Here is a 26483-nt window from a genome sequence, read left to right as displayed (position 1 = left end):
GGGTTATTCCGCAGGACCCCAAAAAGGGCTAATTCAAGTAAGCCTACGATCTATCGGTGGTGGCCCAACAAGGCGCAGCTGATTGCGGAAGTTTACGAGTCTGAAGCGAGTCAGAGTCATGTTCCCGAAGATTTATCAGTCAGCGAAAGGATTGAGTTTCTGCTTAAAGGGCTTTGGAAATTCTGGAATGGGACTATCTGTGGTGAGGCATTTCGCAGTTTCATTGCGGAATCGTAGAACGTCAGGGAGAACATGGCGCTGCTGCGTGAAGATTTCATGCAACGACGTTTTGCCTTGCCCCGAGAAATTTTTCTTTCCGGTATTCGCAGCGGAGAATTGCCTCAGAATACTGACGTGGATTTAATACTGGTTACTCTCTTTGGATTTTGCTGGTTTCACTTACTCACTGACAATCTCGGGGACACATCCATTCTGGAACCATTTATCCACTATATCTTCAAAAATGTACCACTAAAGCCAGTCGGTTGATGGAGGTATATTTCTAACCGGTTTTACTCATAATCCATGTAATAAGGTAATAAAAATGTCGCGAAATCTGAAAGAACGTTGGGATCTGGATGATATAGGGAACATGCTTAATCCAGCCCCTTTACGTCTAGAAATGGGAATTACCCGCATAAATGATGGCAGATTGGTTGTTGCCTGCCAAAGTGATTTGATGGATTGTAAAGGGGCAATGCTGAATTGGTGGTTCAGCTATTTCTGCACAACACAGCACCTTAAATGGTGGTATCCCCGCGATCATAAACACCATTATGGCTGGGATGATAAGTGGAAGAAAGGCGAGAATTATATCGGTGCCACAATTCATGCCGTTGAATCACTGAATGAAATCCCTCCTGTTGCAGCGAAAATCAAATTTCACCATCCGTCCGATTTTTTCTCTTCGAATAGTGTCGCTTCCGCTTTTGAAAAAAAATGGATATCCGCAGCAGTTTGTGGATGTAGCGGTTTTGGGGACGATGAGTTTGCTTCACTTTCTCGGATATTGCCTTCGCTTTATTACGCAGAAAACACCGATAATGTTGTACCTCCTGATTGGTGGTAATCGGTAATAGAAGATGAAAACAATTAAATTTCATTGCATTAGGAAATAAAGGTATGGAATAATATTATTACTGGCAAAAAGAAAACTATTTCGTTTCAACTGATCAATCTCTATTAGATATCACCACCATTCATCAATATCTTACTCTTTGCCGTTGGGTGGAAGGTATTGATCTCACGACAGTACAGCGTTCTATTGAGAATAGTCTGGCGTTTGGATTGTATAAGATTGGATGAGGATAAAATTCAAATAGGATTTGCCAGATTCGTGACAGATTTTGCTACTTTTGGCTATCTATGTGATGTTTACATATTAGAAGAATATCAGAAACAACAATTAGGAAGTTGGCTGATGGAGTGTTGCCAATCTCACCCTATTGTGCAGAATTTACGGAGATTAATGTTGGTGACTTCAACAGCTCCGTGGTTATATGAAAAATTTGGTTATTCACCTGTTGAGCGTGAAAATGGTGTGTGGCAAATAGTTCGTCCAGATATTTATAAAAAAAGTAAATTAATAAAATAACTAAGTCAGTATCATTAATATGATTTTTTTCTTATAACAAACTCAAGGAAAGAAAATCCTTCCTTGAGTTTCCAGTCGTTATTTTCTGTTAAATAGGTTTATCTATCGAGTTATACAATGTATCAAGCTGTTTAATGCGCTGGTGATAACTTTGCATTAAACAGGCTGTATCTCTCTTGCATTTCTGGCGCTGCTTCAGCCATGCAGTTTGGTTATCATACATTTCACCTGATACTCCCATGGCAAATAACCCTCGCAGAAAGTGATATTTCACACTCATTTCAACATCCAGATCATTCAGTTTTTGATTGGAGCAAATGGCTTTCTCATCCGCTGTTTTGGCTTTTGCACAATCAAAACTGGCAGCGAAACTAAATGGCGACAGAAGAAACAACATCAACCAGAGATATTTCATTTATTTCTCCTTATGGGGAGGAACGACAGGCCCCGGTCCAGTTTGCAATCTTGGGGGTACTATTTTTTCGTACGTGAATGATTGTGCTTTGCCGGTTGCATCCAATTTGCAGGAGAACCGGATGTCTTTCCAACCCTCATCTGTCCGGTACATCCCTATACCGACCAATTCAGAAGAAGGAGCCAGTTTTATGCTATCTGGCGACACATCACCAAGGAAAACCTTATCAGCGTCTTTGTGATGTTTCTTAATGACAGGTAAAGCAAAAGGGCGACAAATAAATTCAGCGACTTTTTTGGTATCAGACCAATTTTCGATATCTTTCAGAGCAGACTTATCTGTCACTTGTTCATTAATTTGTTTTTCCAGATATTTTTTCTGGTTTAAGGATAATTGTTTAGAGGGTGCCTGTGCTTGTGCAAAGGCAGATAATAGCAGACAGCTTGCTCCCAAATAAGTTAGATATTTTGAGTAAAACATAATGGCATACTCCTCGTTTGAGATAAAAAAAGTATGACACAGATTTTATGAATATGCCATTGTAGGGATATATTTCCCGTTATAAACAAGAGTAATATTAATAAATAAAACAGTTGTTTATCTAACGATAATATAGATGGCAGCTTATCGCCAGAGATAAAATTGCAGGTACTTTATCTTTAACATTATCTATAATAATAATATTGGGATATATGGCTGGGCTGTAACCTGGATAAAGATAATAGACTAATTGATCATTTGCTCTATCCGCTGATTCTTTAATTCCATAAGAGGAAATAAGGGGGCAGCTTGTTATTTCTGCTGCCTGTTGAGTCAATGTCCAATAAAATAAACAATAATGCAAGTAATTTTTTCTCAATTTTTTCATCTGATCTTCAATCATTTCATATAAAGCATCTGTATTGGAGTATTCACCAGCCACATCTAATCTACCAAAATAAAAAAAACCTTTATCGGAATACTTACCAAAGTCAATAGTAAATGTTTCATCATCAAGAAAAATAAGAACAGCTGAACGAGTGCCATTATTAGTTAGAGTATTTAGAGTTAACGCTGACATGTCTCTTACTTGATAATCGTTATAGTAATACAATTTGTTAATTTTGTTTAGTGAATCGAATAAATTCGTCCATTCATCTTGGTTAAAAGGACGATATGTCTCAAAAAACCCTACATCTAAATTTAGAGAGTGAGCAAGCCTTATCATAATTAATTCATTATTATTTTCCGTAAACTTATTAATTCCATCAATAATAGATTCCATTGACTCACCATTAGCGCCTTCCCACCCTATTACTGGTATTTTTTTGTAGTGCCCAGTATAAAACTCTTTATCGCTAAGGACTGGTCTGATATCAAAATATCGTACGCCCAACTTCAATTGTTCTAAGATATTATTTGATTGTGTTAAGGTATTGCATTCGCTAACCGCTGAAGTACTCCATGTAGACACACTCATTCCTGCATCATGAGAGCCTGGAAAGATAAGCCCTTGTATTGTCATTTCTCCTAATATATTTCGGTGATCTTGCATCCAGGATTCGGTATTTATGTCTGGTCCTATATAGTTACCAACATCCCCCATAAGAAATAAATGGGTAGTTCTACTTTGATTCCAACCCAAGCTTACTACAGATTGTTCACTATGATTACTTGTGGAGAAAGTTTCTAGGTGCATTTCTAAATCGAATCGTCCAAGTTTATCTTTATATACTCCGCGTATTAAGAAAGTATTATTTTCTGAGTCCATTATTTGGTATCTTACATCAAAGCTGGATTTTTTAATATCATCAACACTACCAATATTAACTAGAGTTATTTCTCCATAGTTAAATAATTCTGGGAAACCACTTATTTCTATATTATGAATATCTGAATATATTTTTTTCCAAGCAGACTTTGTAGTGTTAACTAGCATTAAAGTTGTGTGGTTAGACATAATTATTACCCCCTCTTAGAGAGTTATTGTATGGTTTTTATGAGTTTGTTTTTAATTATAGCAGGAGATTGAAAATATCAAGGTTAATTTCGAATAATTTTTATATTTTTGGTTTGTGATATTTATTTATAATTTGTGTTTTATTTAATTAATGATATTAAAGTTTTTATTAAGATAACTTCATGCCTCCTTTCATATTTCATGAGACATGAAGTTATAAAGCACTTTATAAACAAACCACTATGTTAAATGGATGTCTATAAATAAAACTATTCCGATGAAATTAAATATATTGCTTCATAAGGTTTAATTTCACTTTCATTTTCGATACTCGCAGAAGATTGATAATTACTCATTAATACCTGCCAGTCCTTGTGCATGAGAGAAAGCTCGGGTGACCACAGTTGTGTTTTATCACTGAGATTTGCAATGACCAGCAAGGTTTGATCCTGCCAACGACGCAGATAACACCACAATGAAGGATGTTCAGGAAGCAGATCCAAGTAGTCACCGTATGTCAGAATAGGGTGCTGCTTTCTCAATCTAATCAAATCGTGGTAGCAATAGAAGACAGAATCTTTATCTTGCAACGCAGTTTTGGCATTGATCTCTGAGTAATTACTACAAGGATTAATCCACGGTGTGCCTGTGGTAAAACCGGCATTTACTGAGTCATCCCACTGCACGGGGGTTCGGCCATTATCGCGGGATTTCTGCGCTAAAATTGACAGTATTTCTCCCGGAGGCACACCTTTTGCAATACGCTCTTGGTACATATTCAGGCTTTCGATATCCCGATAGTCTTCTATATGTGCAAAGTGCGGATTTGTCATACCCAGTTCTTCGCCTTGATAAATATAAGGCGTACCCTGCATTCCGTGCAGTACCATCGCCAGCATTTTAGCGGATGTTTTATGATGCTGATGCTCGTCCCCAAATCGTGAAACAATGCGGGGTTGATCATGATTACACCAAAAGAGCGCATTCCATGCCTTTTGATGCATCCCTTGCTGCCACGTTGAGAAAATCTTTTTCAGCTCAACATAATCTGGTTTTGCGCGAGTCCATTTCTCACCATTTGGATAGTCAACTTTTAGATGATGAAAATTAAACGTCATGGATAATGCTTTTCCATCCAGAGCACTATAATGCTGGCAGTGCTCAAGGCTTGTTGAAGACATTTCACCGACAGTCATCAACCCCTTCGGTTGGAAAACATCACGGCTCATTTCTTGCAGAAACTCATGTATCCGAGGGCCGTCGGTATAGAATCTGCGGCCATCGCCACGATCATCATCAGGATAATCCTGCTGTTTTGAAACGAGGTTAATCACATCCAGTCGTAAGCCATCAACACCACGATCGGCCCAGAACTCGCAGATTTTTTTCAGCTCAGCGCGGACAGGCTCATGCTCCCAATTCAAATCAGCCTGTTCTACTGCAAATAGGTGGAGGTAATACTGCTGGCTCTCTGCATGCCATTGCCACGCATTGCCGCCAAATTTAGATTTCCAGTTAGTGGGCAGGGAGCCTTCAGAACCGTCTTTCCAGATATAAAACTGGCGATAAGGACTATGAAGATCCTGCGCCGCCTGAAACCATGAGTGTTGAGTTGATGTATGGTTGAAAACCATATCCAAAATGATGCGAATACCACGGTGATGAGCGTTTTGCACCAGATTATCAAAGTCTTCCATTGAGCCGTAATCAGGATTGATGGCGCAGTAATCGGCGACATCATAGCCGTTATCAACCTGTGGAGACGGATAAATCGGGGTGATCCAGATAGCATCCACGCCAAGCTGCTGTAAATAATCCAGCCGTCGGGTGATCCCATTGATATCCCCTGTGCCTTTTCCGGTACTGTCCTGAAAACTCTTTGGATAAATTTGGTAGATAACGCTATCCATCCACCACGGTTTTTGTTCGGTCATAACTATACCTGCCACCTATTAGTTTAATATTCTTACTAATTTAATTAGTTATCTCATTGGTCAAGGCTGCTTTACGTTCATTTCTGCGATAAGCCAGAATGGTCAGCAACAATGGAACAACAATAGCAATAAGCATAGCGATGAGATAAACCATCCAGAACTGCGGTTTTATGGAAAGAATCCCCGGTATTCCTCCAACGCCGATGCCATTAGCCGTCACATGATTGAGGCCACAAACAAGTCCGGCAAGACTTGCGCCAATCATTGCGCAAAACATCGGATAGCGGTATTTCAGGTTGATACCATACATAGCAGGCTCGGTGACACCCAGATAGGCTGAAATTGCCGCAGGAATAGAAACCTCACGTTCTTTCTGCTTTTTACTTGCCCAGATAATTCCGGCAACGGCTGAGCCTTGAGCGATATTGGATAGCGCAATAATAGGCCAGATCGGGGTTCCTCCGGTACTCTGGATCATTTGCAGGTCGATTGCCAGAGTAGTCTGGTGTACACCTGTAATAACCAATGGGGCGTAGAAGAAGCCGAACAGGGCTGCTCCGATGGGGGCAAAACTCCCTGTCATTAACCCTTTGACTGCCCAGGCAACGCCATCCCCGATAGCACGTCCGGCAGGGCCTATCAGAGCATGTGCAAGGAAGACTGCCAACAGCAGAGAGGTCACAGGGACAATCACGAGATAGAGATAATCGGGCACCCATCTTTTCAGTCGAGTCTCAATCCATCCCAGAGTCAGGCCGGCTAACAAAGAAGGAATGACCTGCGCCTGATAGCCGACTTTCGAAATAGTAAACCAGCCGAAATTCCAGACTTCAGGGATTTGCTGTCCAAGCAGATAAGCATTCATTAACTGTGGAGAAACCAGCGTAATCCCCAGAACAATCCCCAGAATTGGTGTTCCGCCCATTTTTTTCACGGCAGACCAACAGATCCCAACAGGGAGGTAGAAGAATATTGCTTCACCGATTAGCCAGAGGAAATCATAGATGCTTTGCCAGACAGGATAGAGTTGTGCGAGTGGTTTGCCCTCACTGAACGGGATATCCCCGATCAAATTACGAAACCCGAGAATTAAACCACCACTGATAAGGGCGGGCAATAATGGGAAAAAGATCTCGGCAAAATGTGAAATTGCATTTTCATACCATTTCATATTTTGGCGAGCGGCTTGCTTAACCTCTTCTTTATCAACGGATTGTTTCCCTGTAGTTTCAAGAAGAGCTTTATAATAGACATCCACATTCGTCCCAATCACCACCTGAAATTGTCCCGCATTAGTGAAGCATCCTTTAACCATGGGCAATTCTTCAATTGCTTTGGCGTCGGCACTTTCGGGATTATTGAGAACGAATCTGAGGCGGGTAATGCAGTGACTGACGGAAGCGATATTCTCTTTCCCGCCAATCAGGATAATAAGTTTATCAATATCCTTTTGATTTAGTTGTTTTTTCTTCATGCCTTTTCTCCTTGGTATGGCAGGAGTTATAAATAATGGAGTGTTGCAATTAACAGAATGATTACTCTCGTGATGAGATAATTAATAAACTGAAGTAATAGCAGATTCATCCTAGTCAGATTTCATGCTTTTTAATATGAAAATATTTTTTGTTTGAGTTTTGGATCACACTTTATGCTATTAGATTGAAATTAAAATACTTTTTTATATTTATAAAGTTTATTGGTGAGGTTGTTTTTGGTTACTTAGGTTACTAATGGATTTTTATTATACATGTTTGGTTATGCATCCAAATTTGTAATGTTGTGATTTGTAAATTAGGGGGAGTTAACCATGATATACAGAACAAGAACTTCTAATATTAATAATGATAATGATTTTTCATCAAACCCGTTACAACGGACTCAGTCCGCTTCGAATATGAGATCTGTTGATGCTGAACTTACAAACTTTAGGGATCTCAGGAGAGTTATACGCATCAATAAACTGTTAATAACTTTAATTATAAATTAAGGTGGGAAATGACGATAGGTATGTATTCTAAACTAGCTTGGATTCACATATTAAGAGTATGTCGATATTGATTTTTCCATATCAAGAATATTTTTTTAAAAACAACCATCAGTGCATATTAAACATGGGTTGATGGTTGTTTGAATAACATAAATTGTATTTATCTAAAATTTAAACCGATCCGAAATTTGTACTGAAATTTCAATATAACATATAAGAATACAATAAAACACCAGCCCAAATAAATCCGATAGGGAGATTTATCTTTAGAAAGTTGTTTTTGAAATACCCATTTATTTTTTCTGCTCCATTTTATTTCTGTGTCATCAGAGATATCTTGATATTGGGCTAATCAGGCTTTCAAAGAACAATACCTGATTAGCCAACAAAGTTAATTATCTTGCTATAACGACTTTTCCGTTAATTATGGATAAATAAGGGCTATAGGTAGCTGTTTTTCCAGTTTCTTTATTATCGAATAAGATGGGGGAACGGCCATGTGCGCCAGCTTCTAAGCGAAATAGACGACCATTTTTATAGCTGACCAATCTGAACTTTTTCCATTCTGGTTCTGTTCTGACTGTATATTTATCACTATCTATTTTTTCTTCGAACTCCATAGAATTGAAGAAAATTTTGGGATTACTGTTATCGGCAATAGCCCATTCTTCCCAAGCGGGTTGACTCATTTTCCAGATTTTATCTAAATCTTTTTGTGAAAAAGTATTAATAATTTCCTGATAAAAAGTTTTTATCATAGGTAGATGTTTTTCTGTGACGGGTTGGGCTTTTGCCCACATCCAGTCTGGCAATCCATTGATGGTATATGTTTTTTTTGCAGAAAATAAACCTTCTTCTGCGGGTATTTTTGACATGCCAGTCGAGTCATAACTTGCTTTCTTATCGGATATATTCCTGCGTGACTCTTCAGTCACAGCGTTGCCATCTTTATCAACCACTAATTTAATTTGACTGATAATTTCACCATCTTCGTTGTAAATTGATACTTTTTTTAATGTGGCTTCACATCGGGATTCGGATTTAAGTTCCTCCTCAAAAGATCTACTGCCAAATAGTAATTCTATAGAGTTAGCACCATTCTCTAAAAAAGCGGTTGAATTTATGCCGCGAGACTGAGTTCCATTGGATGAGTTTAAATTATCCATGGCAGTCATACCATTAATACGTACTAAACAAAGACTTTTATGTGTATTAAATGAAAGTAAATATTTATATTCCATTTCTGTTTTCCCTGATGCAGAATTACTGAATAATATATAAAAACAAAATAAAATGCTAACCCAAAGAAATCCGATAGGGCGAGTTGTTTTTAGCAAGTGGTTTTTGAAATGCTTATTCATATTTTTCTGTTCCATTTTATTTCTATATCCTCAGGAAAATTATGATGTTTGGCTAATCAGATGTTTAAAGAACAATACCTGATTAGCCAACAAAGTTAATTATCTTGCTATAACAACTTTTCCGTTAATAATTGATAAATAAGGGCTGTAAGTGGCGGTATTACCATTTTCTTTATTATCAAATAAGATGGGAGAGCGACCGTATGCACCTTCTTCCAAACGGAATAGGCGTCCATTTTTATAACTAATGAGTTTAAAATTATTCCATTCGGGCTCTGTTCTGACTGTATACCTATCACTATCTATTTTCCCTTCAAATCTCATTGAGTCGAAGAAGATTCTGGCGGTACTATTATCAGCAATAGCCCATTCTTCCCAAGCGGGTTGACTCATTTTCCAGATTTTATCTAAATCTTTTTGTGCAAAAGAATTAATTATTTCCTGATAAAAAGATTTTATAAGCGGCAAATCCTTTTCTGTGACGGATTGGGCTTTCGTCCACATCCAATCTGGTAATCCATTGATGGTATATATTTTTTTTGCAACAAATAAACTTCTTTCAGCTGGTACAGTGGACATACCCGCTAAGTCAAATCCTGCTTTTTCATTTGATATATTCCTGAGTGATTCTTCAGTTGCTGCATTCCCATCTTTATCTACCACTAATTTAATATGGCTGATAGTCTCACCCTCTATACTGTGAGCTGACACTTTTTTTAATGTGGCTTCGCACCAAGATTCTGGATAAAGTTCTTCCTCAAAAGATATGCCACCAAAGAGTATATCCATAGTGTTAGAACCATTCTCCAAAAAAGCTGTTGAATTTATACCGCTAGACTGAGTACCATTGGCAGAGTTCGAGTTATCCATAGCCATCATTCCATTAATTCGTACTAGGCAGAAGCTTCTATTAGTGTTAAATGAGAGTAAATATTTATATTCCATATCTGTTTTCCCTGATGCTGAAACGCTAAATAACATATAAGCACATAGTAAAATACTAACCCAAAGAAACCCGATAGGGTGATTGATCTTTAGAAAGTGGTTTTTGAAATACCCATTCATTTTTTCTGCTCCATTTTATTTCTATATCATCAGGGAAATTATGATGTTTGGCTAATCAGATGTTTAAAGAACAATACCTGATTAGCCAACAAAGTTAATTATCTTGCTATAACAACTTTTCCGTTAATAATGGATAAATAAGGGCTGTAAGTGGCGGTATCACCGGTGACCTTGTTATCAAATAATATAGGAGAGCGACCGTACGCACCTTCTTCCAAACGGAATAGGCGTCCGTTTTTATAACTAACGAGTTTAAAATTATTCCATTCTGGCTCTGTTCTGACTGTATACTTATCACTATCTATTTTTTCCTCAAATTCCATAGAATTGAAGAAAATCTTGGGATTACTGTTATCAGCAATAGCCCATTCTTCCCATGCGGGTTGACTTATTTTCCAGATTTTATCTAAATCTTTTTGTGCAAAAGAATTAATTATTTCCTGATAAAAAGATTTTATAAGCGGTAAATCCTTTTCTGTGACGGATTGGGCTTTCGTCCACAGCCAGTCTGGCAATCCATTAATAGAATATGTTTTTTTTGCTTTAAATAAGTTTTTTTCTCCTGATGAATCAGACATGCCCGCAAAGTCAAATCTGGAATTTATATCGGTCACTACACGGCCATCTTTGTCGACTACTAATTTAATGCGGCTGATAATTTCACCTTGTTGATCGTGAGTAGACAGTTTTTTCAACGTAGCATCGCACCACGATTCTGGGTGAAATTTATCTAATTCAGTATATTTCTTATCAAAATGCTTTCTTCCAAACAATAGTTCCAAGGTATTCACACCATTCTCTAAAAAAGCCGTCGAATTTATTCCACTTGATTGAGTTCCATTTGGTGAATTTTTATTTCCCATTGCGATCATACCATTAACCCTTACGATGCATAGGCTCCTATTGGTATTCAGTGAGAGTAAATATTTATATTCCATATTTGTTTTTCCTGATGCAGAAGTGCTAAATAACATATAGAAACATATCAAAGTACTACCCCAAAGAAACCCGATAGGGCGAGTTGTCTTTAGCAAGTGGTTTTTGAAATACCCATTCATTACCTACTCCATCCTTTTTTTCTACTTTTACGATTGGTTCACGCTCTTCTAATTCATTTCCACTAGAGGATTTTTTATTACTCACACCAAAAGCGTAATCTATATCCACCGATGCCTTAATTCCATCATGATAAAATACCAAATCCATATTTTTTGGTTTTGATTCCAGTGCTACCAGCAATTTGGCGTTCGCTCTGGCTGTCGCATCTACATAACCATTAATAGCATAATAACTGACTCCGCCACGAATATTAGTTTCAGCCTTAATGCTAATGCCGGCTTCTAATACACCATCTTTTTTGAAAGACCAATCTCCTTTTTCATCAGATGCCCAACCAAATTTAACATTTAGCTCTCCTGCTAAGATGAGATCCAATTGTGCCCCTACAAATGCCCCATTTTCACCCCTTTTGACTTTTTCTTCGTAAACTTGACCTGCTTCACGTAATTTGGAAACAGCGCCTTCAATTTTAAAATAAGCGGCCAATATCTGAAGTACATCAACACGTAATTCCAGGCCAATCAGAGGAGCAGCCGCTATTTCTGCGCCAAATTTGGAATACAGTTGAAACTTATTATTATGGGTAAGCTCATGTTCACCATGAATCTTAATTGAGGGATAGATAAGATTCATTTTTAGGATTTTGAACTTATCACTATCATGTCCGACTGACAGGACATTAGTGATTTTATCAATACCCTGTACAAACGCTTCTATCGGTTTGATTTCGTTTTTATTTTTCTTGAACTCTTTTTGTAAGGTATGTGACCATGTACGGCTGGCGGTGCCTTTCTGAAGTTTAATTTTTCCTTCAACAGACAATGCGTTCGCCACTTGATAACGTGTCGTATCTTGAGTCCAGCCACGATGCTTTCTATGTTCCAGACCCCGTTCTCGATTGATTTTAGTTTGTTGTCTCCTTCTTTGTTGGTCTGTGAACTCTTCTACATCTTTTTTTGCCTTAAAAATCAGATCGATTTCCTGTTTCTCTTTGGTTATTAAATAAATATTGGAACTCAGGACCGTTTTTTCACCCAATAAAGTGGACATGACTTTTTCTATACCAGAGTATTCTTTCTTGATTAGGGGTTTGCCTGAACACTCATCAACTTTGATGGGATAGTGTTGTTTTTCTATATCAGAGAGAAAATCTTTTTTTAGGAACCGAGATAAAACGGAGAATGGCCCTTGATCAAGCACTAAAAAATCTTGATTTGCTTTGTGGTAATACAGTTCTCCTGTGTAAGTTTTTTGAGGTGAGAACTGTGCGATAGGTTGGTATTTCTCATCAAATACGTTACCAATCGGGCAATCAGGGTTATGTGAAATACAGCCTTTACTTATCGATTTTAAACTGATTGTCACATTTGGTTTTTCTTCCTTAGGCAACTCATTGATGTACTCAAACGTAGTTTTTGGTGCATCAAGGACATAAAAGAAATTTCTTTGAAACCAAGATTGTGTATAACTAATCGTTTTACCACCCAATGTAATATCAATTTTATGTGTGCAATTATCTGGATTATCACAATCGCATGTTGCTGAACCTGCCTTTGTTGAAGTCATCTTTATATCCTCAGCCAATATTTACACTACCGCCACCAATCACCACTCCACCACAATCAACGGCATCACCCGTTCTGGCGGCAGGTTTTCCCTCAATAAACACGGAGCCGGAACCTCCCGCTATTGCTCGTGAATGTGATGAATGGGAAGCCAGAGCATCGCCTTGTCTTGCCAGATTAGCGCCATCAACTTTCACCGTGCCCGCGCCACTGATGACGGGGGTCGCGGAACAATCCCCGTGTTCAGTGCCGATATCTCCGATTTTTACTGCGTTTCCCATGCTATTTTCTCCCTCGTTTCTTTAAAGGGGCACTTGGCCCAGTTCCTGAATCAGTAAACTTTCTGCTCGCATATGTCCCGGCTGGTTGAACTCGGTCAATTGGGCATAGATAGCAGTCGGCAGGTCATTAATAGAAAGGTAGTGTCGCGTGATAAAGAGCTGGAGTAATCCACGTACATTACGATCATCTGTGATATTAATTTGGCTGAACCAGGCAAAAAACTGCCGTGCACATTCGACGGTGTCGATATGGGGAATGAAATCAAAAGGCGCTTTTTCCAACCATTCAGGAATGAAATTGGCTAATTTCTCGATATAACGCTCAGTAAAAATCAATTGAATTTTCTCTAGCTGAACCGGTGAGATCGAGAGCATTTTGCGTTTACTGGTTGCACCTACAGGGAAAGGTTCCCTAATCCTGACAAAGTTATCTGTGCGTTCTTTTTCAAGGCAGAGTGTGGTAACACGCGTAATCGGCCCTAAAAAACAATGCACTTCCCAATCACTCAACACACCCAGAAAATCCCAGATATTGCGTGGATCATAAAAGCGGAAAAACACCGGTTTTTCCTGTTGGGGAAGCAGTACTTGCAGGTATTTTCTTAAATGCTGGCGCAGGGTTTTCATATCAGCCGTGCTGTGAATGAAAATTCCCCATGGTGTTTTGCGGCATTCCAGCCAGATTTTGACGTTTTCATCGACTTGAACCAGATAAGGAGCTATTTCAACCAGCTCTGGCTGGAGAGGTTCACTATACAGACAGGCGGAGGGCGGATCATAGCGTTCCAGCATCAGAAACAGATCCGGCTCCGCTGCGCCGTCGATAATGGCATAGAGTATTTCTTGATTCATTCCTGTTGTTCCTTCATTGGGCAATGGGCGACAAACATTGAACCTTCACTAGCCGCAGCAAGGAGAATGGCGGGGTTGGCAGGTGCGAGTAAATCGCCCGGACTACCGCCAGAGTTCAGATTGATGGCCGCACCCTTGATATCAATGCCGCCTGCGTGAAGCACGATAAAATTCCCGCCGACTCCCAGCGTAATTTTGCTGCCGCTTTGTAGGGTAATATCGCCCAAAGCATCAACGCTGAGCACGCCCTGAATTTTCTCAATCAGATCACCCTTGACTTGCAGTGACCGATCTCCGTCAGTTTGCTCAATATAGTTGCCCGTGGTTTTATGATCCTGCTGGCCTTCAACTGTTACTTTGCGGTTATTGGCTATCACCAGTTCATCGTCATGCCCGATACTGGTAGTCCGGTCATAGTTAATCCGTTCCCCGCGAGAATTACGCACCTGAATGGCAAGGTTTTTCTGGGCATGAATAAAAATTTCTTCGCGGTCTTTTTCATCTTCAAAACGTAACTCGTTAAACCCTTCACCCTTGTGGGTCTTGGAGCGGATCGACATTTGTGTTTTTGCCATCGGCAGACGGTTTGGCGGGATATTGTTGGCATGGTAAGCCCGTCCGACAATAATTGGCTGATCAGGGTCGCCGTGGACAAAATCCACCAGTACTTCATGACCAATACGGGGAATGGCAATCATGCCCATGAGTTGTCCTGCCCAGGCTTGGCTGACCCGTACCCAGCAAGAGCTGCGATCATCAAACTCGCCGTACCGATCCCAATCAAACTGGATACGGACACGCCCGTATTCATCACAAAAGATTTCTTCACCTTCCGGCCCGACAACGGTTGCGATATGAGGACCTTCCATCTTGGGTTTGGGATAGGGGGAAGAACGATAAGAATTTTTCCGGCTGGTGAAGGAAAATTGGTTGGATAACCATGTACCACTATCGCCGGAATGAGTTTCGTCGGCCTGTGGCTGTTGTCCCGAATGGGTTATCTGGATAAGTTGCCATTGATCATTAAAGGTTTCCCGTGGATGGTCAATCAGGCTAAACAACTGCCCTGGCCACATGGCAAAACAATCCCCCTGACCACTGCCACGTTGGGTATCCCTGCGCAGGTATTCCAAGCGGTACTGACTGGCCCGTTGCCCCAGTTCATCATCTTTATAACGACTGGGAAAATCATAATAGTGGTAGCTGTTCAATTGCCGCTGATGTTCCAGATTACGGCCTTCATACCAAAACTCCCGATTCCAGCGCGGATTTTTGAAAGTTCGATCTTTAGTGGTAATACTGGCCACACCGACTTGTTCCGACCATTGAAACTGACGGATACAGGTTATTTCGCCAGTGATATCGGTTTCAGGACGATAGGGAACGGTAATTACCTGATTGAGGGAGAGGCAGGAATCATGAAAAACAATGCGTTGTTCATGTTGCTCTTGATCGAACACGAAATAGTAAAAGATCCCCTCATCGGCCAGTAAGCGCTGGATAAAGGCCAGATCGCTTTCATCGTACTGAACACAAAACTCTCGTGGTGGGTGTTTGTAACCGAGTGCAAAGAAAAAATTGCGCACACCGTTTTCCCTTAGTAGGGTTTCCACGATATCTACAACCGACTGATTCTGGAAAATCCGGCTGTTGACTCGCAAAGAGGCGCGCCATAAAGGGGGTTGAATAGTGATATGGTAATGGCTGTGATGACGCCCGCTGGAAAGCAGAGAAAACTGCGTTACCATGCCCGTGATTTGCCGTTCAACCTGCCCGTTGCGATGCACAGCAAAAGCGGCATTCCGGTCGAGAACATCAGCAAAGTCAATCTCAGCAGTTTTACAGGTGAGAGTGGCCTCTAACTGAAAAGGAGATGACAGTGATTCATGCAGGGAAAAATCCACGACAGCAAAGGTTTGTTCAGGTAAATTTTCGGTGATGAGCGTAAAGACCAAACCTGAACGATCAAATAGCTGACTGACGGTATTCATTACCTTGTTCATTCGTTTCCTTCCTGTAGGCTGGTTGAAATATGAACATATAAGATGGCTAGGTTAGCATGATTGTGAAAAATTATTTATCTAATTGGATTTGCTACTGTAGCCCAAAGTTTAGACGGGTTCTACAGGTAATCATTATTAAATGAACGATATTATTAATTTTGTTGTTTTATTCGCAAAATATTTTGTTGTTTGGTTTTTTATTCTTCATGGAATTAAACTGTTTCATTTTGTAAAATAAATTATTTTTTAGTTTTACATAATTTTTATTTATTTTAAATTTGTTGATTTTACTGATTTATTTAATTCAACTACGTTAGTGCTGTTTTAATGGTTCTTTATTCAGATTGTTTTTCACTATCTTAGTTTTCAGATTATTTTTTCTGAAAATTTCAAACCCGCTCGCAATCTATATTTAAATATTAAAATTAACTGGTTATATATGGTTTATTAACCTTGAAATGTCATTATCCGGGGTGAGCCATCTTTATCTTATTTTTACTCACAATATGAATGAAGATTTCACATTGCTCATTTATAAAATATAGCGATTTAGATAAATATGATGACTTACCTTTTTCCTTTACTATAAAAATTAAGATCAGGATATTGTAAACCATGAACATCAACCAATTAAGAAGCCTTGTCGAGATAGTTAAAAATAATTTCAATATCACCAGCACAGCAGAAAAATTATATACCTCACAATCGACAATCAGTAAGCAGATTAAGTTTTTGGAAGAGGAATTAAATGTTTCCTTATTCATTAGAAAAAATAACAGTTTATTGGAGTTAAGCCCAATCGGTAAGCAAGTACACCAAATCGCCAGTAATGTTATTGCTCAGGTTGAGAAGATAAAAAATATGGTGGCGGAGGAAGATCAGGGGCAGGAGGTTAACTTACATATTGCGACAACGCATACACATATTCGTTATAAATTACCGCAAGTTGTGGATAAATTCAGGGGAATATACCCGAACGTTTCCATACATTTTCATCAGGGGGCACCCGCGCAGCTTGCTGATATGGTAAGACATGGTGATGTGGATTTTGCTATAGCAACTGAATCCATGCACTTTTATTCGGACTTATTGACCCTGCCGTGTTACCGCTGGACACGTAGTGTTATTGTGCCTAAAAATCATCCTTTGGTGGATGCTGAATGTATTACTCTCGAAGAGCTGGCAAGCTATCCATTGATTACTTATGTGTTTGGTTTTTCCCAACACTCAATGCTGGATATGGTGTTTTATCAAAGTGAGGTTATACCGAAAGTGGTATTGACGGCGACGGATACGGATATCATTAAACACTATGTAAGGCTGGGACTTGGTGTTGGAATGATCGCAACGGCAGCATTGGATGATCGTGATCGGGCGGATCTGCATATTATCAATGTAGATCATTTGATCCCGCCGAGTTTTACTTATGTTTGCTTGAATAAGAGATCGCATATGAAAAACTATATGTACGACTTTATCCTGTTATATGCCCCGCACTTAGATAAAAATACGATCCAGAGTTGCGAACAATCGCAGCAGGTTGATTGTAGTCAAGTTGTGTTAGATAGCTTACCGATGCTCTGATACTCATTGATTCCTGAACGCGATTCCTAAAGTGATATAGCGTCCGGTCAATGTAGCAATGACCGGACGCAGGTGGTATTTAACGTGTTGCAAGGTTGATAAAGATTTGTGCTCCAACCAGCAGACAGTCATCGTCAATATAATAAGGATTGGAATGCAGGTAGTTATCAATTCCTTTGGCTTTATTGCCGCTGCCGAGAAAGAACATTGCGCCAACGCGAGCTTTGGTGGCGTTGATCATGTAGCTGAAATCTTCACTGCCAGTCATGGGGTGACTATTTGACTCAATATTCTCGGTTGGCAGGAATTTAGCTGCGGCTTCCAGAATATGCAGGTATGCCTGCGGGTGGTTTTCCACTGCGGGATAGCTGTCATAAACGATAGTGGTTTTGAACCCTCCCGATTCACTGCGGGCAATAATTTCCTGAAAACTATCTTTCAGGAGTTGATCGGTTTCTTTATCCATAGCACGAATAGTTCCGCGAGCCTGAACGTGATCGGCTACGGCATTGGGGATCGTTCCTCCTTTGATCATGCCACAGCTGAATACCGCAGGGCTGAAAGGATCGGTTTTCTTGGCAACGATATAATCCATATAATCGATAATGCGGGAGGCTTCACGAATGGCATCCAACCCTTTTTGGGGCGTTGAACCGTGGGCGGAAATACCATGTACATCCAGCGTCCATGCTGAGCCCCATGATGACATCACACCCCTATTTAAACTGATGCTTCCCGTTTCCTGTGCGCCGTTATTATGCAAGGCATACACTTCACTGGCACCTTCTACGCAACCCTGCTCGACCATTTTATCTGCACCCGGAACACGCATGTCTTCTTCTGCCATCTGAAAGATAAAACGCACATTGGCACTCATTTCATCCCGATGTTTTGACAAATAATTAGCGGCTGTCAGGGCGATGCTCATATGGGTGTCATGGCCGCAGTTATGGGCACACCCTTTATGAATTGAAGTATGTTGATTGTTTGTCATATCAGGCATTTCAAGGGCATCCATATCGGCACGAAATGCAATCAGGGGTTTTGTGGGATCAATGATCAAATCAGCGATAAAACCGGTATAACCTTCATGGATTTTGATGGCATAGCCAAAACCAGTCATGAGGTCACGGCAATACTGGGATGTCTTAAATTCCTGACCTGATAATTCAGGAATTTTATGTAAATCTTGCCGTGTTTTTTTGCTGAATTCATTCAATTCAAACAGTTTTTCACTCACGTTATATTGATTTTTGTTCATTAGATTACCCCTTTTATGCTGAATCCAATTTGAGCAACGACAGAAGCACCGAAGAAGCAGCAGGTGGAAACGACCATGAAAATAACGATAACTTTCCAAGACATCTTTTTTAGCTCTTCCAACTGTCCACCGACAGATAAACCAACGAATGCCAGCAGAGGAACACAGCAGGATAAAAATGAGACTTTGCCAATGGCATGGAGAAAAAATGTTTTTATTACTGTGTCTGGCAGGCAAATTAAAATGCCGATAATCGTGGCATAGGCGAATGTTGGTAGTGATGAAGGCAAATAATGTTTTGCCACAAGGGAGAGAAACACGATGAGGGACATCGCAATCAGGCTATCCCACATGTGATGAATAGCGATCCCTGATGTCAGTGTCTGGGTAAACATGGCGAGTAATACCGCTACGAAAACCAGTTTCATATCGATGATGATATTTTTCATACGGTTTCCTCTTTATTGAAGATCTTATAAATCTTTTCTGAAAGAGGCAGACCAAGATATGTTAGAGATAATGCCCCAAGAGCGGACGATAACAGATTAGAAGCCGCTGCAACACTCAAGACCTTCTGTGTCATCGCTTCATCCAGCCCGCTAATCAGTGCGCCGGATGCGGCACTTAACATGGAGCCAGAACCGACACCTGATCCGGCAGCCAGTGCCATTGGATGCAATCCGGTCAAAGGAGCGAGGCTGCCAAGGATACTGAACCACACCGTGCCGATAACGGAACCGCATAAATAGATTGCCAGTACGCCGATATATTCTTGTGAGCCTGTGCCGAATTTTCCCTGAATCACCGCAATTGACGGTTCACGACTGATAGAAGAACCCGCTCCGATTGATCGGCGCCCAAAGCCAAACTTTATCGCTAATGGGATGGCAATAAATATGGGTAATAAGTTACCAATCTCTTGTATAAACAGAGGGATACCGACACTCAATATCATTTTGATATTGGGAACAATCATGCCAGCATATTGAGTTCCCAAAACTAAAAGACTAATTCCGACCATTTTCCCACAGAATTCTTCTTCTTTTTTGGTAAATATTTTCCCCCATAATCTTAATTTATTGCGGGTGATTTCTGCCGAAATGATCATCCCGATAATCACTGAAAACAACATAGGTAAAATGGGAATGACCGCAACTCCAATTTTTATTTCTTTTTTCCCAATGACATATTGGGAAATGAAAATTAAAAACAGGGTAACTAATATGCTGATAAAGAAAATATTTTTCTGACTTCTATTATATTCCATTCCTTATCTCCACGTAATAATGTGTGGAGAACATTGTATGTGAGGATGAATGATTTAGCATGATAGATGTCATGTTTATTCCATGCCTATTTTTCATAGAGTATGAAATAAAGGAATTGTAATGATTTATTCCCAGATATTGCCGGAGATAATGTCTCCGGCATAGGGGAAACAGAACTCTATAGATAGCTACATTGAAAAATATTCAGTTTATTACCGATTATCAGTGGATGATCTCTGCATTTCTCTCCATAGATACCAACAATTTATGCTCCATATTATTATGGGGACTAATGCTATAATGAAAGCAAATAATAAACTTTGTAATCCGCTGTTGATCAGGTAAACCACTGGTGTATACAAGAGGCTTGAAAAGTATATTCCTAATGTCGTGATAATGATAGCGAGATAAACTCGTTGAAATCTAAATAAAATTATGTGTGAAATTAATAAAAACAAAAATGGTATGATAATTAAATAAGACAGAGCGGGTATTTGTATGGAAATTATTGCACTGAGTGTTCCAATCAAAATAAATGGCAGTGGCCTATACAGTTTTTTTACTTTCTGCTGCTGATGAGAAATATTTTTACCCCATAATAAACAAATAATTAAAATACCTATGCCAAGGGTAAAGGCGGCATAAGGGGGAATAATGACCAATCCGTATATAGGCAATGGGAAGTAGACTGCATCCTTATTATGTTTCAGTAAATCCATATCTTGTTGTACTACAAAATAGTAACCTGATTTTCTCACGGTGTCTTGATATTGGAATAAGGTTTCAGGAGAAATGTTTTCTATTGTGTCACTCATTCTATGATAATGCTCAAATCCTTGCACTACAGCAAAATTTAGGCCGGTTATTCCCTTTTTCTTAAATACAGTGTAATCAGTATCGTTCTGTAACATATTATATATTAAAGGAGTAAATGAGAATGCGGTGATATTGCTTAAGTTTTTATTTAATGCCGTCATCAGAGAATAAGGCTGTGCAGAGGTTTCAAATAATACAGGAGTACCATGATTACCCCTTGCTTCGAAATTTAAAACAAGGCTGATAGATTGTAATTCTTCATCAGTCAATTGGTTGGCAAAATAATTTGCCCCTAGCAATCCCAGTTCTTCACCATCAGTCAGTAAGAAAATAACGTTATTTTTTATGGTGTTCACGTGGGTTAGATCCCGCATTAACTGCAATATGGATGCAACCGCCATGCCATCATCACCTGCTCCGGGAGAGGTGCCCACACTGTCATAATGCGCAACAATCAATATAGTGTTTTTCGCGGAAAGAGAAGTCCTCTTGGCAATAATGTTGGTGCCATACGCTGAATTTCCCTGTTTTAATCCTGAGCGGATACGTACTTCTTCTTCAAAGGTTTTGGCACCGACTCGTGCTAATTCCGCATCAAATTCGTGACGTTGATACTCATCAAGTTGGGAGTAGATTTTTTTCTGGCGGGCAATAAGTTCATCAATCGTGAAAAGGAACGGTTGTTCTGTAACGGGATATCCCATTGCCTGAATTTCTGTGAGTAAATAGCGGCGGACCTGCTCTTGCTGTGCGGATACTGTAGGATGTGGTTTAGCTGCAATAATGCTGAGATCTTTTTGTACGTTTAAATATCCTGTCTCTTTGCCTGATAAAGTGATGGTGGCGGTCGTGGTCGGTTGTACCATACTGACACCTTGATATACCGATAAACCAAGAACAACGACTAAAATCAGGCTAAAAATGATACGAGGCATGTTGTTTCCTCATTGTTGTCAATAGGCTGCGTGATAACAGTTGCTTGGCAAGAACAAGCCCTGTTACACGCAGTACTGGTACTTAGCTCATTTTTATATCCATTAGGGTTTCGATGGCACCGCTTTGTAATAATTTCTGCATCGTGGGGATCACTTTGATATTTTTGTTGGTCGGCAGAACTCTGACGCCAGAACCCAGAAATACAGGAATGGTTGTAATGAATAACTGTTCCAACTCGCCCGCATCAGCAAAATACGCCGCCGCTTTTCCTCCGCCTACCACCCAGACATTTTTGTCTTTTGCTGCGACTCTTGCTTTGGCAGCAATGGATTTGGGTGATTCTTGGGTGATTACAGCATTGATCCCGGCAGGAATTGAGAGTCCCCTTGAAGAAATGATGAATGACGGGATATCTTTATAGGGCCAGTCACTAGCTGAGTTTTTCATGATCCATTCATAAGTTTCAGCCCCCATGATGGCCGCACCAATCCCTTGATAAAAATCATCGTACGGCGTGGCATCATCGCCAAGAGTGAACTCATAGAGCCAATCCAATTCGTGGTCTTTCGTTGCAATATAACCATCCATTGTTGCGGCGACATAATAAATGAGCTTTGACATTATATTTCCTCATAGTTACATATGATGATTAAAAAATTTGGCTAATTAACGTTGTTTGTAAATAAGAACATTCATTCATTAATTAATACCCGACTAATTTAATAACTTCATTGAATTAATTTAATAAAGCCTATTACATTATATATTACATGATCAGGTCTGTTAGGTCGTATTTTTTTATCATCTGTCAAGGAAAGTATGTCATTTCATATATACGTATAATTGGCGTGATTTATTATTTTGGTGAGGCATGTATAATGCCGTTCCCACTGGGTAATTGACTGATTTCGTTAACGGTAAAATTAGCTTGTTCGAGTAATTCTCTGAATTCTTTTTCTGTTCGTTCTTTACCACCTGAAATGCCGAACAGAGAAAGCATATATAAATCCATCATAGCTGCGGTTTTATTTGATCTTGTATCTTCTATATCTGAAGCTAATAAATCGATAATGATGAGTATGGCATTTTTAGGCATGCTCCGGTGGCAGGTTGATAAAATTTTGCTGCAATCTGCATCACTCCAATCATGGAGTACATGTGACAGAAGATAGATGCTGGCATTTTCAGGCAATGCTTTGAAAAAATCTCCTGCGATGATTTGAAATAACCCTGTTTTTCCTTGTTCATCCAGTTTTTTTCGGGCTATTTCAGTCGCGACAGGTAAATCAAAGAGAATTCCTTGATTATTCGGCCATTTTTTTAATATCTGCATAAGCAGGTGGCCGGAGCCTCCGCCAATATCCAAAATGGTTTCTGCTTCGCCTATATCAAGATAATCTAATAACTCAGGAATTTCCAAATCCAGCCCCATATCTTGTGAACGGTCGAAAATGCCCCTTCTTTCCGGATGGGCTTCAAGATATTTGAATAGGGTGGTGTGATAGTGTTCTTCAAAGCTGGATTTTCCGCTGCGGATTGTTTCTGTTATTCCACGCCAGGTTTGTCCGACTTCTTCGCTGAGCAGCAACGCGGTTGGCTGGGCGGAGGCAACGGCTTGCTTTGTCAGGCTTTTACCCAATAAGGTTAAAGCAAATTTGCCATCTGTGTTAGTAATGAGACCAAACTGAACCAAAGCCCGGAGTAGCCTCATCAAGGCAGCCGGATGGGTTTGTGTCTGTTTTGCCAACAGCTCAATTGAACTGTCGGAGTTGTCAATTAAATCGGGCAAATTGAGGACGCAGAAAGTCTGTACGGCTTGGGATATTAATTGGCTATATAGAATTTGTCTGATTTGCTGAGATGTATTGTTGTCACTCTGTATGTCCATTATGGCACCCTTCAATTGAGTATGTTGTATACCTGTCGTCTTTCAAGTTGCAGCTTTGTTGGCTACGCTCGCTCACCCCAGTCGCATAGTTATCTATGCTCTTGGGGATTCACTTTCTTGCCGTCGCGCTGCAACTCGAAATCCATTGGGTATAAATGTGTGACAAAAAGTCATCCGGCTTTATGGAGCAGGATGACGTAATGTGATTTATCTTCTTTGCCCCTTTCGCCCTTTTATTGGGTACAGGCAATGATTATTTATGGGCAATGATGATGCCATGCGGTGTCCAGCCCGGAATGCGGATGCGCTGAGGATCTTTGAATCCGGCTTCATTCAGGCAGTGTTCATATTGTTCCCAGGAATAAATCATTCCTCCTTCAGCAGGCAGGCAGGCAAAATAAACACTGTCCAGTGCAGCAACAATAGGGCCATCCCCTTCATCATTTGACATGGAGTTGAAAATCACAACGCGTCCCCCTTGTGGCAGGGCATCATAGGCTTTGCGCAACATGCGAGTGTTTTCTTCCAGTGTCCAGATAACCAGTTGATGGGCAAAAAGAATACAATCGTAACCTGCCGGGAAAGGATCATGCAGGATATCCAAGGCTTTGGCTTCGACCCTGTCTCCAAGCCCCGATGCTGCAATTTTGGATTTTGGCACTGACAGAGCTGATTCAATATCGAGCAATGTTACGTGCAGATGAGGATTAGCTTGTGCCAGTGCAAGGGCATTGACTGCATCACCCCCCCCTGCGTCCAGCAGACGATGTGTGTTGGTTAGGTCAAGGTGTGTAATCAAATCCTTGTTGGCCAGTTCAGACCAGGAACGCATATATTTATAGAAAACTTTTTCCAGTTCAGGATGCTGGTGCATTCGGTGGTAAAGATCACGGCCTTCACCTGCAAAACGCCGTAAGCCAACATTACTGTTTGCCCGCAGGGATTCGGTAAAGTCGAGCTGGCTTTCATAGACAATATATTGTTCAAATGCGACGGTATCCTTAAAGCGTTGCCAATCATCAGTGCACATGAGTTCTTCCAAGACCTCAGCATTTTTGTAAGTGCCGTTGTCTTTTACCAGCATACCCAATGAGGTGACACCTAATAGCAGAATATCTGTTGCCCGCTCTTCCAGGCCCAACGCTGTCTTGATTTGGTCTTTTGTAGGTTTATGAAGATATTTGACTGTTTCAAACAGATTCAGCTCACAAGCTCCCCTGAGATACTGGAATGCAGCATGACTAAATAAGAGATAACTAAGCCCCGCCATATCAAGTTGAGCAGGCTTTGTATAATCAGCTGAGCGATGGGTAGATGTCATATCTTAATTCCTTAATAATAATATTTTATAAATTAGTTGGTTAGTTGATGTAGAGCATTTTTATTCATGTGTCGCGTCATGGGCGGTAGGCTCTGTCCAGACGCGATCGATGTATTTCAGGCATTCACTGCGTGTACCTCCGAATCCTTCCTTAAACCATCCTGACGGGAGTTCCCGCCCATTCGGCCAGATCGAATACTGTTTGTTGGCATTAGTCACAACAAGGCACAACACGGAATCATTTTCACCAAGAAACGTTGCCATAGGGTCTCCTTAATGAATGGCATGCTGGAGTTACTTTATGTGTTCATTTTTATTCAGGGAGCTTGTATTCAGGGAGCTCATCCGAGTTTTCTTGAGCCCTTCCAAAATTTGTCCGGCAGGGGTAGCCGCTTTTTTTCTACCAAGCAGGCTACTGCTGCTTTCCCCGACAAATTTTTCACAAACGTTGCGGTGAGCGGTATAAACGTCAGTCAGTACTGAGCGCATACGTTCAACCGTTTTCGGGTATGTTTGCTCAATAAAATCCCAAGTAGCTGTTGATTGGCGCATGAGGCGGATCAGTACTTCGTGATCACGCCAATTAATGCCGCTCATTTTGGGGGGAGCTATGGGAGGCATTAATGTGGGTCGGATTTCGCTTAAATACTGCTCTTGATTGAGGTCGGTCGCGAATTCAAGTGTGATTCGGGAGATATCCATCAATTGGATAATTCGGTTGGCTTGAGCATGAGCCAGTTCTAGATCGTTATCCTGAGCGGCACTTATCATCAGATTGAGGGACAGGCTCATTCCCTGACAGAGCACCATAAACAGCAGGTGTCCCCTGACCCAGCGCCTGAACGGTATGTCAGGCTCTTCTTTCCGGGTGGGGAGAGCCAATGAATACTTCCTGATTTGCGGCATACTGCGTGGTTTGGTAATCGTATGCAGAATGGCATCGACGGTAGAGATGATCTGATCCCACTCGTCCGGACTTAAGTTGGTGCCCCAACGCTCGACCAGTTCGCTGACCTGCACTGTAGCGCCCAGTGTAGCTTTGATTAACAGAGAGACACTTTCTCCTTTATGTCTCTCAATCCAGAAGGATTTATCATTATCTCTGTTTTCCTGACTTTCACGGGGATCATCCGTCATCATGCCATCGGAGACTTCAGGGAATTGCCTGTAAATTTTGTCCAAGGTCTGTATAAAAGTCGTCAAATTCTGATAGGCCTGTGCCGCTTCGATTTGTGACATAACTTGGTTTGCTAATGTCTTGGCAGTCAGCAAACCTTGTTCATTCACGGGTAAATCTTCAGGTATTCCGAGAATGAAGGGATTGATCGATATCGGGAAAGATGACTGGTTCATG

At 40.4% G+C, this 26483-nt stretch carries 24 protein-coding genes and 2 pseudogenes; 5 read left to right on the top strand and 21 right to left on the bottom strand.

Features of this window, described 5'->3' with window-relative positions:
• The 4 genes and pseudogenes from FE394_RS09370 to FE394_RS09355 all read left to right on the top strand — a co-directional run.
• Window positions 1–237: pseudogene (locus FE394_RS09370) on the top strand (TetR/AcrR family transcriptional regulator); the annotation flags it as partial.
• A 15-nt stretch (window positions 238–252) separates the two neighbouring features.
• A complete protein-coding gene (locus tag FE394_RS09365; protein ID WP_319926129.1) occupies window positions 253–489 on the top strand; it encodes a TetR-like C-terminal domain-containing protein in 237 nt (78 codons plus the stop codon).
• A gap of 55 nt (window positions 490–544) precedes the next feature.
• Window positions 545–1069, top strand: coding sequence for a DAPG hydrolase family protein (locus FE394_RS09360; RefSeq protein ID WP_319926128.1), 525 nt, complete (start codon window positions 545–547; stop codon window positions 1067–1069).
• Window positions 1070–1188: 119 nt separating this feature from the next.
• Window positions 1189–1594, top strand: a pseudogene (locus tag FE394_RS09355) (GNAT family N-acetyltransferase).
• Between the two features lie 88 nt (window positions 1595–1682).
• Here FE394_RS09355 and FE394_RS09350 read toward each other — a convergent pair.
• The 12 genes from FE394_RS09350 to FE394_RS09295 form a co-directional block, all read right to left on the bottom strand.
• Window positions 1683–2009 (bottom strand): lysozyme inhibitor LprI family protein, encoded by a 327-nt coding sequence (locus FE394_RS09350; protein WP_319926127.1) that lies wholly within the window; start codon window positions 2007–2009, stop codon window positions 1683–1685.
• Window positions 2010–2489, bottom strand: coding sequence for a hypothetical protein (locus tag FE394_RS09345; RefSeq protein WP_319926126.1), 480 nt, complete (start codon window positions 2487–2489; stop codon window positions 2010–2012). It lies immediately after the preceding gene.
• A gap of 121 nt (window positions 2490–2610) precedes the next feature.
• Window positions 2611–3948: a PI-PLC domain-containing protein gene (locus FE394_RS09340; protein WP_319926125.1), complete on the bottom strand. Its 1338-nt coding sequence runs from the start codon at window positions 3946–3948 to the stop codon at window positions 2611–2613.
• 269 nt (window positions 3949–4217) lie between these two features.
• The gene (treC, locus tag FE394_RS09335) at window positions 4218–5882 is read right to left on the bottom strand and encodes an alpha,alpha-phosphotrehalase (protein ID WP_319926124.1); all 1665 of its coding nucleotides are present in this window, start codon (window positions 5880–5882) and stop codon (window positions 4218–4220) included.
• Between the two features lie 40 nt (window positions 5883–5922).
• On the bottom strand, window positions 5923–7356 hold the full coding sequence (gene treB, locus FE394_RS09330) for a PTS trehalose transporter subunit IIBC (RefSeq protein ID WP_319926123.1): 1434 nt from the start codon (window positions 7354–7356) through the stop codon (window positions 5923–5925).
• A gap of 908 nt (window positions 7357–8264) precedes the next feature.
• Complete coding sequence (locus tag FE394_RS09325; protein WP_319926122.1) at window positions 8265–9245, bottom strand: hypothetical protein; 981 nt, start codon at window positions 9243–9245, stop codon at window positions 8265–8267.
• A gap of 84 nt (window positions 9246–9329) precedes the next feature.
• Complete coding sequence (locus FE394_RS09320) at window positions 9330–10175, bottom strand: hypothetical protein (protein ID WP_319926121.1); 846 nt, start codon at window positions 10173–10175, stop codon at window positions 9330–9332.
• A 218-nt stretch (window positions 10176–10393) separates the two neighbouring features.
• Window positions 10394–11233, bottom strand: a complete 840-nt coding sequence (locus tag FE394_RS09315; protein WP_319926120.1) for a hypothetical protein — start codon at window positions 11231–11233, stop codon at window positions 10394–10396.
• A gap of 55 nt (window positions 11234–11288) precedes the next feature.
• Window positions 11289–12920: a hypothetical protein gene (locus FE394_RS09310; RefSeq protein ID WP_319926119.1), complete on the bottom strand. Its 1632-nt coding sequence runs from the start codon at window positions 12918–12920 to the stop codon at window positions 11289–11291.
• Between the two features lie 10 nt (window positions 12921–12930).
• On the bottom strand, window positions 12931–13200 hold the full coding sequence (locus tag FE394_RS09305; protein WP_319926118.1) for a PAAR domain-containing protein: 270 nt from the start codon (window positions 13198–13200) through the stop codon (window positions 12931–12933).
• Window positions 13201–13221: 21 nt separating this feature from the next.
• A complete protein-coding gene (locus tag FE394_RS09300; RefSeq protein ID WP_319926117.1) occupies window positions 13222–14052 on the bottom strand; it encodes a DUF4123 domain-containing protein in 831 nt (276 codons plus the stop codon).
• Window positions 14049–16055, bottom strand: a complete 2007-nt coding sequence (locus FE394_RS09295; RefSeq protein ID WP_319926116.1) for a type VI secretion system Vgr family protein — start codon at window positions 16053–16055, stop codon at window positions 14049–14051. Before FE394_RS09295 ends, FE394_RS09300 begins: the two co-directional genes overlap by 4 nt.
• A gap of 615 nt (window positions 16056–16670) precedes the next feature.
• Between FE394_RS09295 and FE394_RS09290 the strand changes: the two genes are divergently transcribed.
• Window positions 16671–17639 (top strand): LysR substrate-binding domain-containing protein, encoded by a 969-nt coding sequence (locus tag FE394_RS09290; protein WP_319926115.1) that lies wholly within the window; start codon window positions 16671–16673, stop codon window positions 17637–17639.
• A gap of 79 nt (window positions 17640–17718) precedes the next feature.
• On the opposite strand, the gene FE394_RS09285 is transcribed toward FE394_RS09290, so the two are convergent.
• The 9 genes from FE394_RS09285 to FE394_RS09245 form a co-directional block, all read right to left on the bottom strand.
• Window positions 17719–18900 carry a M20 metallopeptidase family protein gene (locus FE394_RS09285; RefSeq protein WP_319926114.1) on the bottom strand — a complete coding sequence of 394 codons (1182 nt, stop codon included), beginning with the start codon at window positions 18898–18900 and terminating at the stop codon, window positions 17719–17721.
• Window positions 18900–19349 (bottom strand): hypothetical protein, encoded by a 450-nt coding sequence (locus FE394_RS09280; protein WP_319926113.1) that lies wholly within the window; start codon window positions 19347–19349, stop codon window positions 18900–18902. The genes FE394_RS09285 and FE394_RS09280 overlap by 1 nt, the downstream gene beginning before the upstream one ends.
• Window positions 19346–20167 (bottom strand): DUF3100 domain-containing protein, encoded by an 822-nt coding sequence (locus FE394_RS09275; protein ID WP_319926112.1) that lies wholly within the window; start codon window positions 20165–20167, stop codon window positions 19346–19348. Before FE394_RS09275 ends, FE394_RS09280 begins: the two co-directional genes overlap by 4 nt.
• Window positions 20168–20380: 213 nt before the next feature.
• Complete coding sequence (locus tag FE394_RS09270) at window positions 20381–21919, bottom strand: M28 family metallopeptidase (protein ID WP_319926111.1); 1539 nt, start codon at window positions 21917–21919, stop codon at window positions 20381–20383.
• An 82-nt stretch (window positions 21920–22001) separates the two neighbouring features.
• Window positions 22002–22541 carry a dihydrofolate reductase family protein gene (locus FE394_RS09265; protein ID WP_319926110.1) on the bottom strand — a complete coding sequence of 180 codons (540 nt, stop codon included), beginning with the start codon at window positions 22539–22541 and terminating at the stop codon, window positions 22002–22004.
• A gap of 235 nt (window positions 22542–22776) precedes the next feature.
• A complete protein-coding gene (locus FE394_RS09260) occupies window positions 22777–23808 on the bottom strand; it encodes a methyltransferase (RefSeq protein ID WP_319926109.1) in 1032 nt (343 codons plus the stop codon).
• 253 nt (window positions 23809–24061) lie between these two features.
• Window positions 24062–25129: a methyltransferase gene (locus FE394_RS09255; RefSeq protein ID WP_319926108.1), complete on the bottom strand. Its 1068-nt coding sequence runs from the start codon at window positions 25127–25129 to the stop codon at window positions 24062–24064.
• Window positions 25130–25189: 60 nt separating this feature from the next.
• Window positions 25190–25393 carry an MbtH family NRPS accessory protein gene (locus FE394_RS09250; RefSeq protein ID WP_319926107.1) on the bottom strand — a complete coding sequence of 68 codons (204 nt, stop codon included), beginning with the start codon at window positions 25391–25393 and terminating at the stop codon, window positions 25190–25192.
• Between the two features lie 30 nt (window positions 25394–25423).
• On the bottom strand, window positions 25424–26482 hold the full coding sequence (locus FE394_RS09245; RefSeq protein WP_319926106.1) for a hypothetical protein: 1059 nt from the start codon (window positions 26480–26482) through the stop codon (window positions 25424–25426).
• Window position 26483 lies beyond the last annotated feature (1 nt).

Origin of the sequence: Xenorhabdus littoralis, assembly GCF_033949345.1 — a bacterium.
Classification (GTDB): Bacteria; Pseudomonadota; Gammaproteobacteria; order Enterobacterales; family Enterobacteriaceae; genus Xenorhabdus; species Xenorhabdus littoralis.
The sequence above is the reverse complement of the archived record's forward strand: the minus strand, read 5'-3'. Positions and strand labels throughout refer to the sequence as shown.

Excerpts from the sequence above, each read along its gene's own strand:
- FE394_RS09365 (WP_319926129.1), top strand. The coding sequence starts at position 253 with ATGGCGCTGCTGCGTGAAGATTTCATGCAACGACGTTTTGCCTTGCCC.
- FE394_RS09360 (WP_319926128.1), top strand. The coding sequence starts at position 545 with ATGTCGCGAAATCTGAAAGAACGTTGGGATCTGGATGATATAGGGAAC.
- FE394_RS09350 (WP_319926127.1), bottom strand. The coding sequence starts at position 2,009 with ATGAAATATCTCTGGTTGATGTTGTTTCTTCTGTCGCCATTTAGTTTC.
- FE394_RS09345 (WP_319926126.1), bottom strand. The coding sequence starts at position 2,489 with ATGTTTTACTCAAAATATCTAACTTATTTGGGAGCAAGCTGTCTGCTA.
- FE394_RS09340 (WP_319926125.1), bottom strand. The coding sequence starts at position 3,948 with ATGTCTAACCACACAACTTTAATGCTAGTTAACACTACAAAGTCTGCT.
- treC (WP_319926124.1), bottom strand. The coding sequence starts at position 5,882 with ATGACCGAACAAAAACCGTGGTGGATGGATAGCGTTATCTACCAAATT.
- treB (WP_319926123.1), bottom strand. The coding sequence starts at position 7,356 with ATGAAGAAAAAACAACTAAATCAAAAGGATATTGATAAACTTATTATC.
- FE394_RS09325 (WP_319926122.1), bottom strand. The coding sequence starts at position 9,245 with ATGGAACAGAAAAATATGAATAAGCATTTCAAAAACCACTTGCTAAAA.
- FE394_RS09320 (WP_319926121.1), bottom strand. The coding sequence starts at position 10,175 with ATGGAATATAAATATTTACTCTCATTTAACACTAATAGAAGCTTCTGC.
- FE394_RS09315 (WP_319926120.1), bottom strand. The coding sequence starts at position 11,233 with ATGGAATATAAATATTTACTCTCACTGAATACCAATAGGAGCCTATGC.
- FE394_RS09310 (WP_319926119.1), bottom strand. The coding sequence starts at position 12,920 with ATGACTTCAACAAAGGCAGGTTCAGCAACATGCGATTGTGATAATCCA.
- FE394_RS09305 (WP_319926118.1), bottom strand. The coding sequence starts at position 13,200 with ATGGGAAACGCAGTAAAAATCGGAGATATCGGCACTGAACACGGGGAT.
- FE394_RS09300 (WP_319926117.1), bottom strand. The coding sequence starts at position 14,052 with ATGAATCAAGAAATACTCTATGCCATTATCGACGGCGCAGCGGAGCCG.
- FE394_RS09295 (WP_319926116.1), bottom strand. The coding sequence starts at position 16,055 with ATGAACAAGGTAATGAATACCGTCAGTCAGCTATTTGATCGTTCAGGT.
- FE394_RS09290 (WP_319926115.1), top strand. The coding sequence starts at position 16,671 with ATGAACATCAACCAATTAAGAAGCCTTGTCGAGATAGTTAAAAATAAT.
- FE394_RS09285 (WP_319926114.1), bottom strand. The coding sequence starts at position 18,900 with ATGAACAAAAATCAATATAACGTGAGTGAAAAACTGTTTGAATTGAAT.
- FE394_RS09280 (WP_319926113.1), bottom strand. The coding sequence starts at position 19,349 with ATGAAAAATATCATCATCGATATGAAACTGGTTTTCGTAGCGGTATTA.
- FE394_RS09275 (WP_319926112.1), bottom strand. The coding sequence starts at position 20,167 with ATGGAATATAATAGAAGTCAGAAAAATATTTTCTTTATCAGCATATTA.
- FE394_RS09270 (WP_319926111.1), bottom strand. The coding sequence starts at position 21,919 with ATGCCTCGTATCATTTTTAGCCTGATTTTAGTCGTTGTTCTTGGTTTA.
- FE394_RS09265 (WP_319926110.1), bottom strand. The coding sequence starts at position 22,541 with ATGTCAAAGCTCATTTATTATGTCGCCGCAACAATGGATGGTTATATT.
- FE394_RS09260 (WP_319926109.1), bottom strand. The coding sequence starts at position 23,808 with ATGGACATACAGAGTGACAACAATACATCTCAGCAAATCAGACAAATT.
- FE394_RS09255 (WP_319926108.1), bottom strand. The coding sequence starts at position 25,129 with ATGACATCTACCCATCGCTCAGCTGATTATACAAAGCCTGCTCAACTT.
- FE394_RS09250 (WP_319926107.1), bottom strand. The coding sequence starts at position 25,393 with ATGGCAACGTTTCTTGGTGAAAATGATTCCGTGTTGTGCCTTGTTGTG.
- FE394_RS09245 (WP_319926106.1), bottom strand. The coding sequence starts at position 26,482 with ATGAACCAGTCATCTTTCCCGATATCGATCAATCCCTTCATTCTCGGA.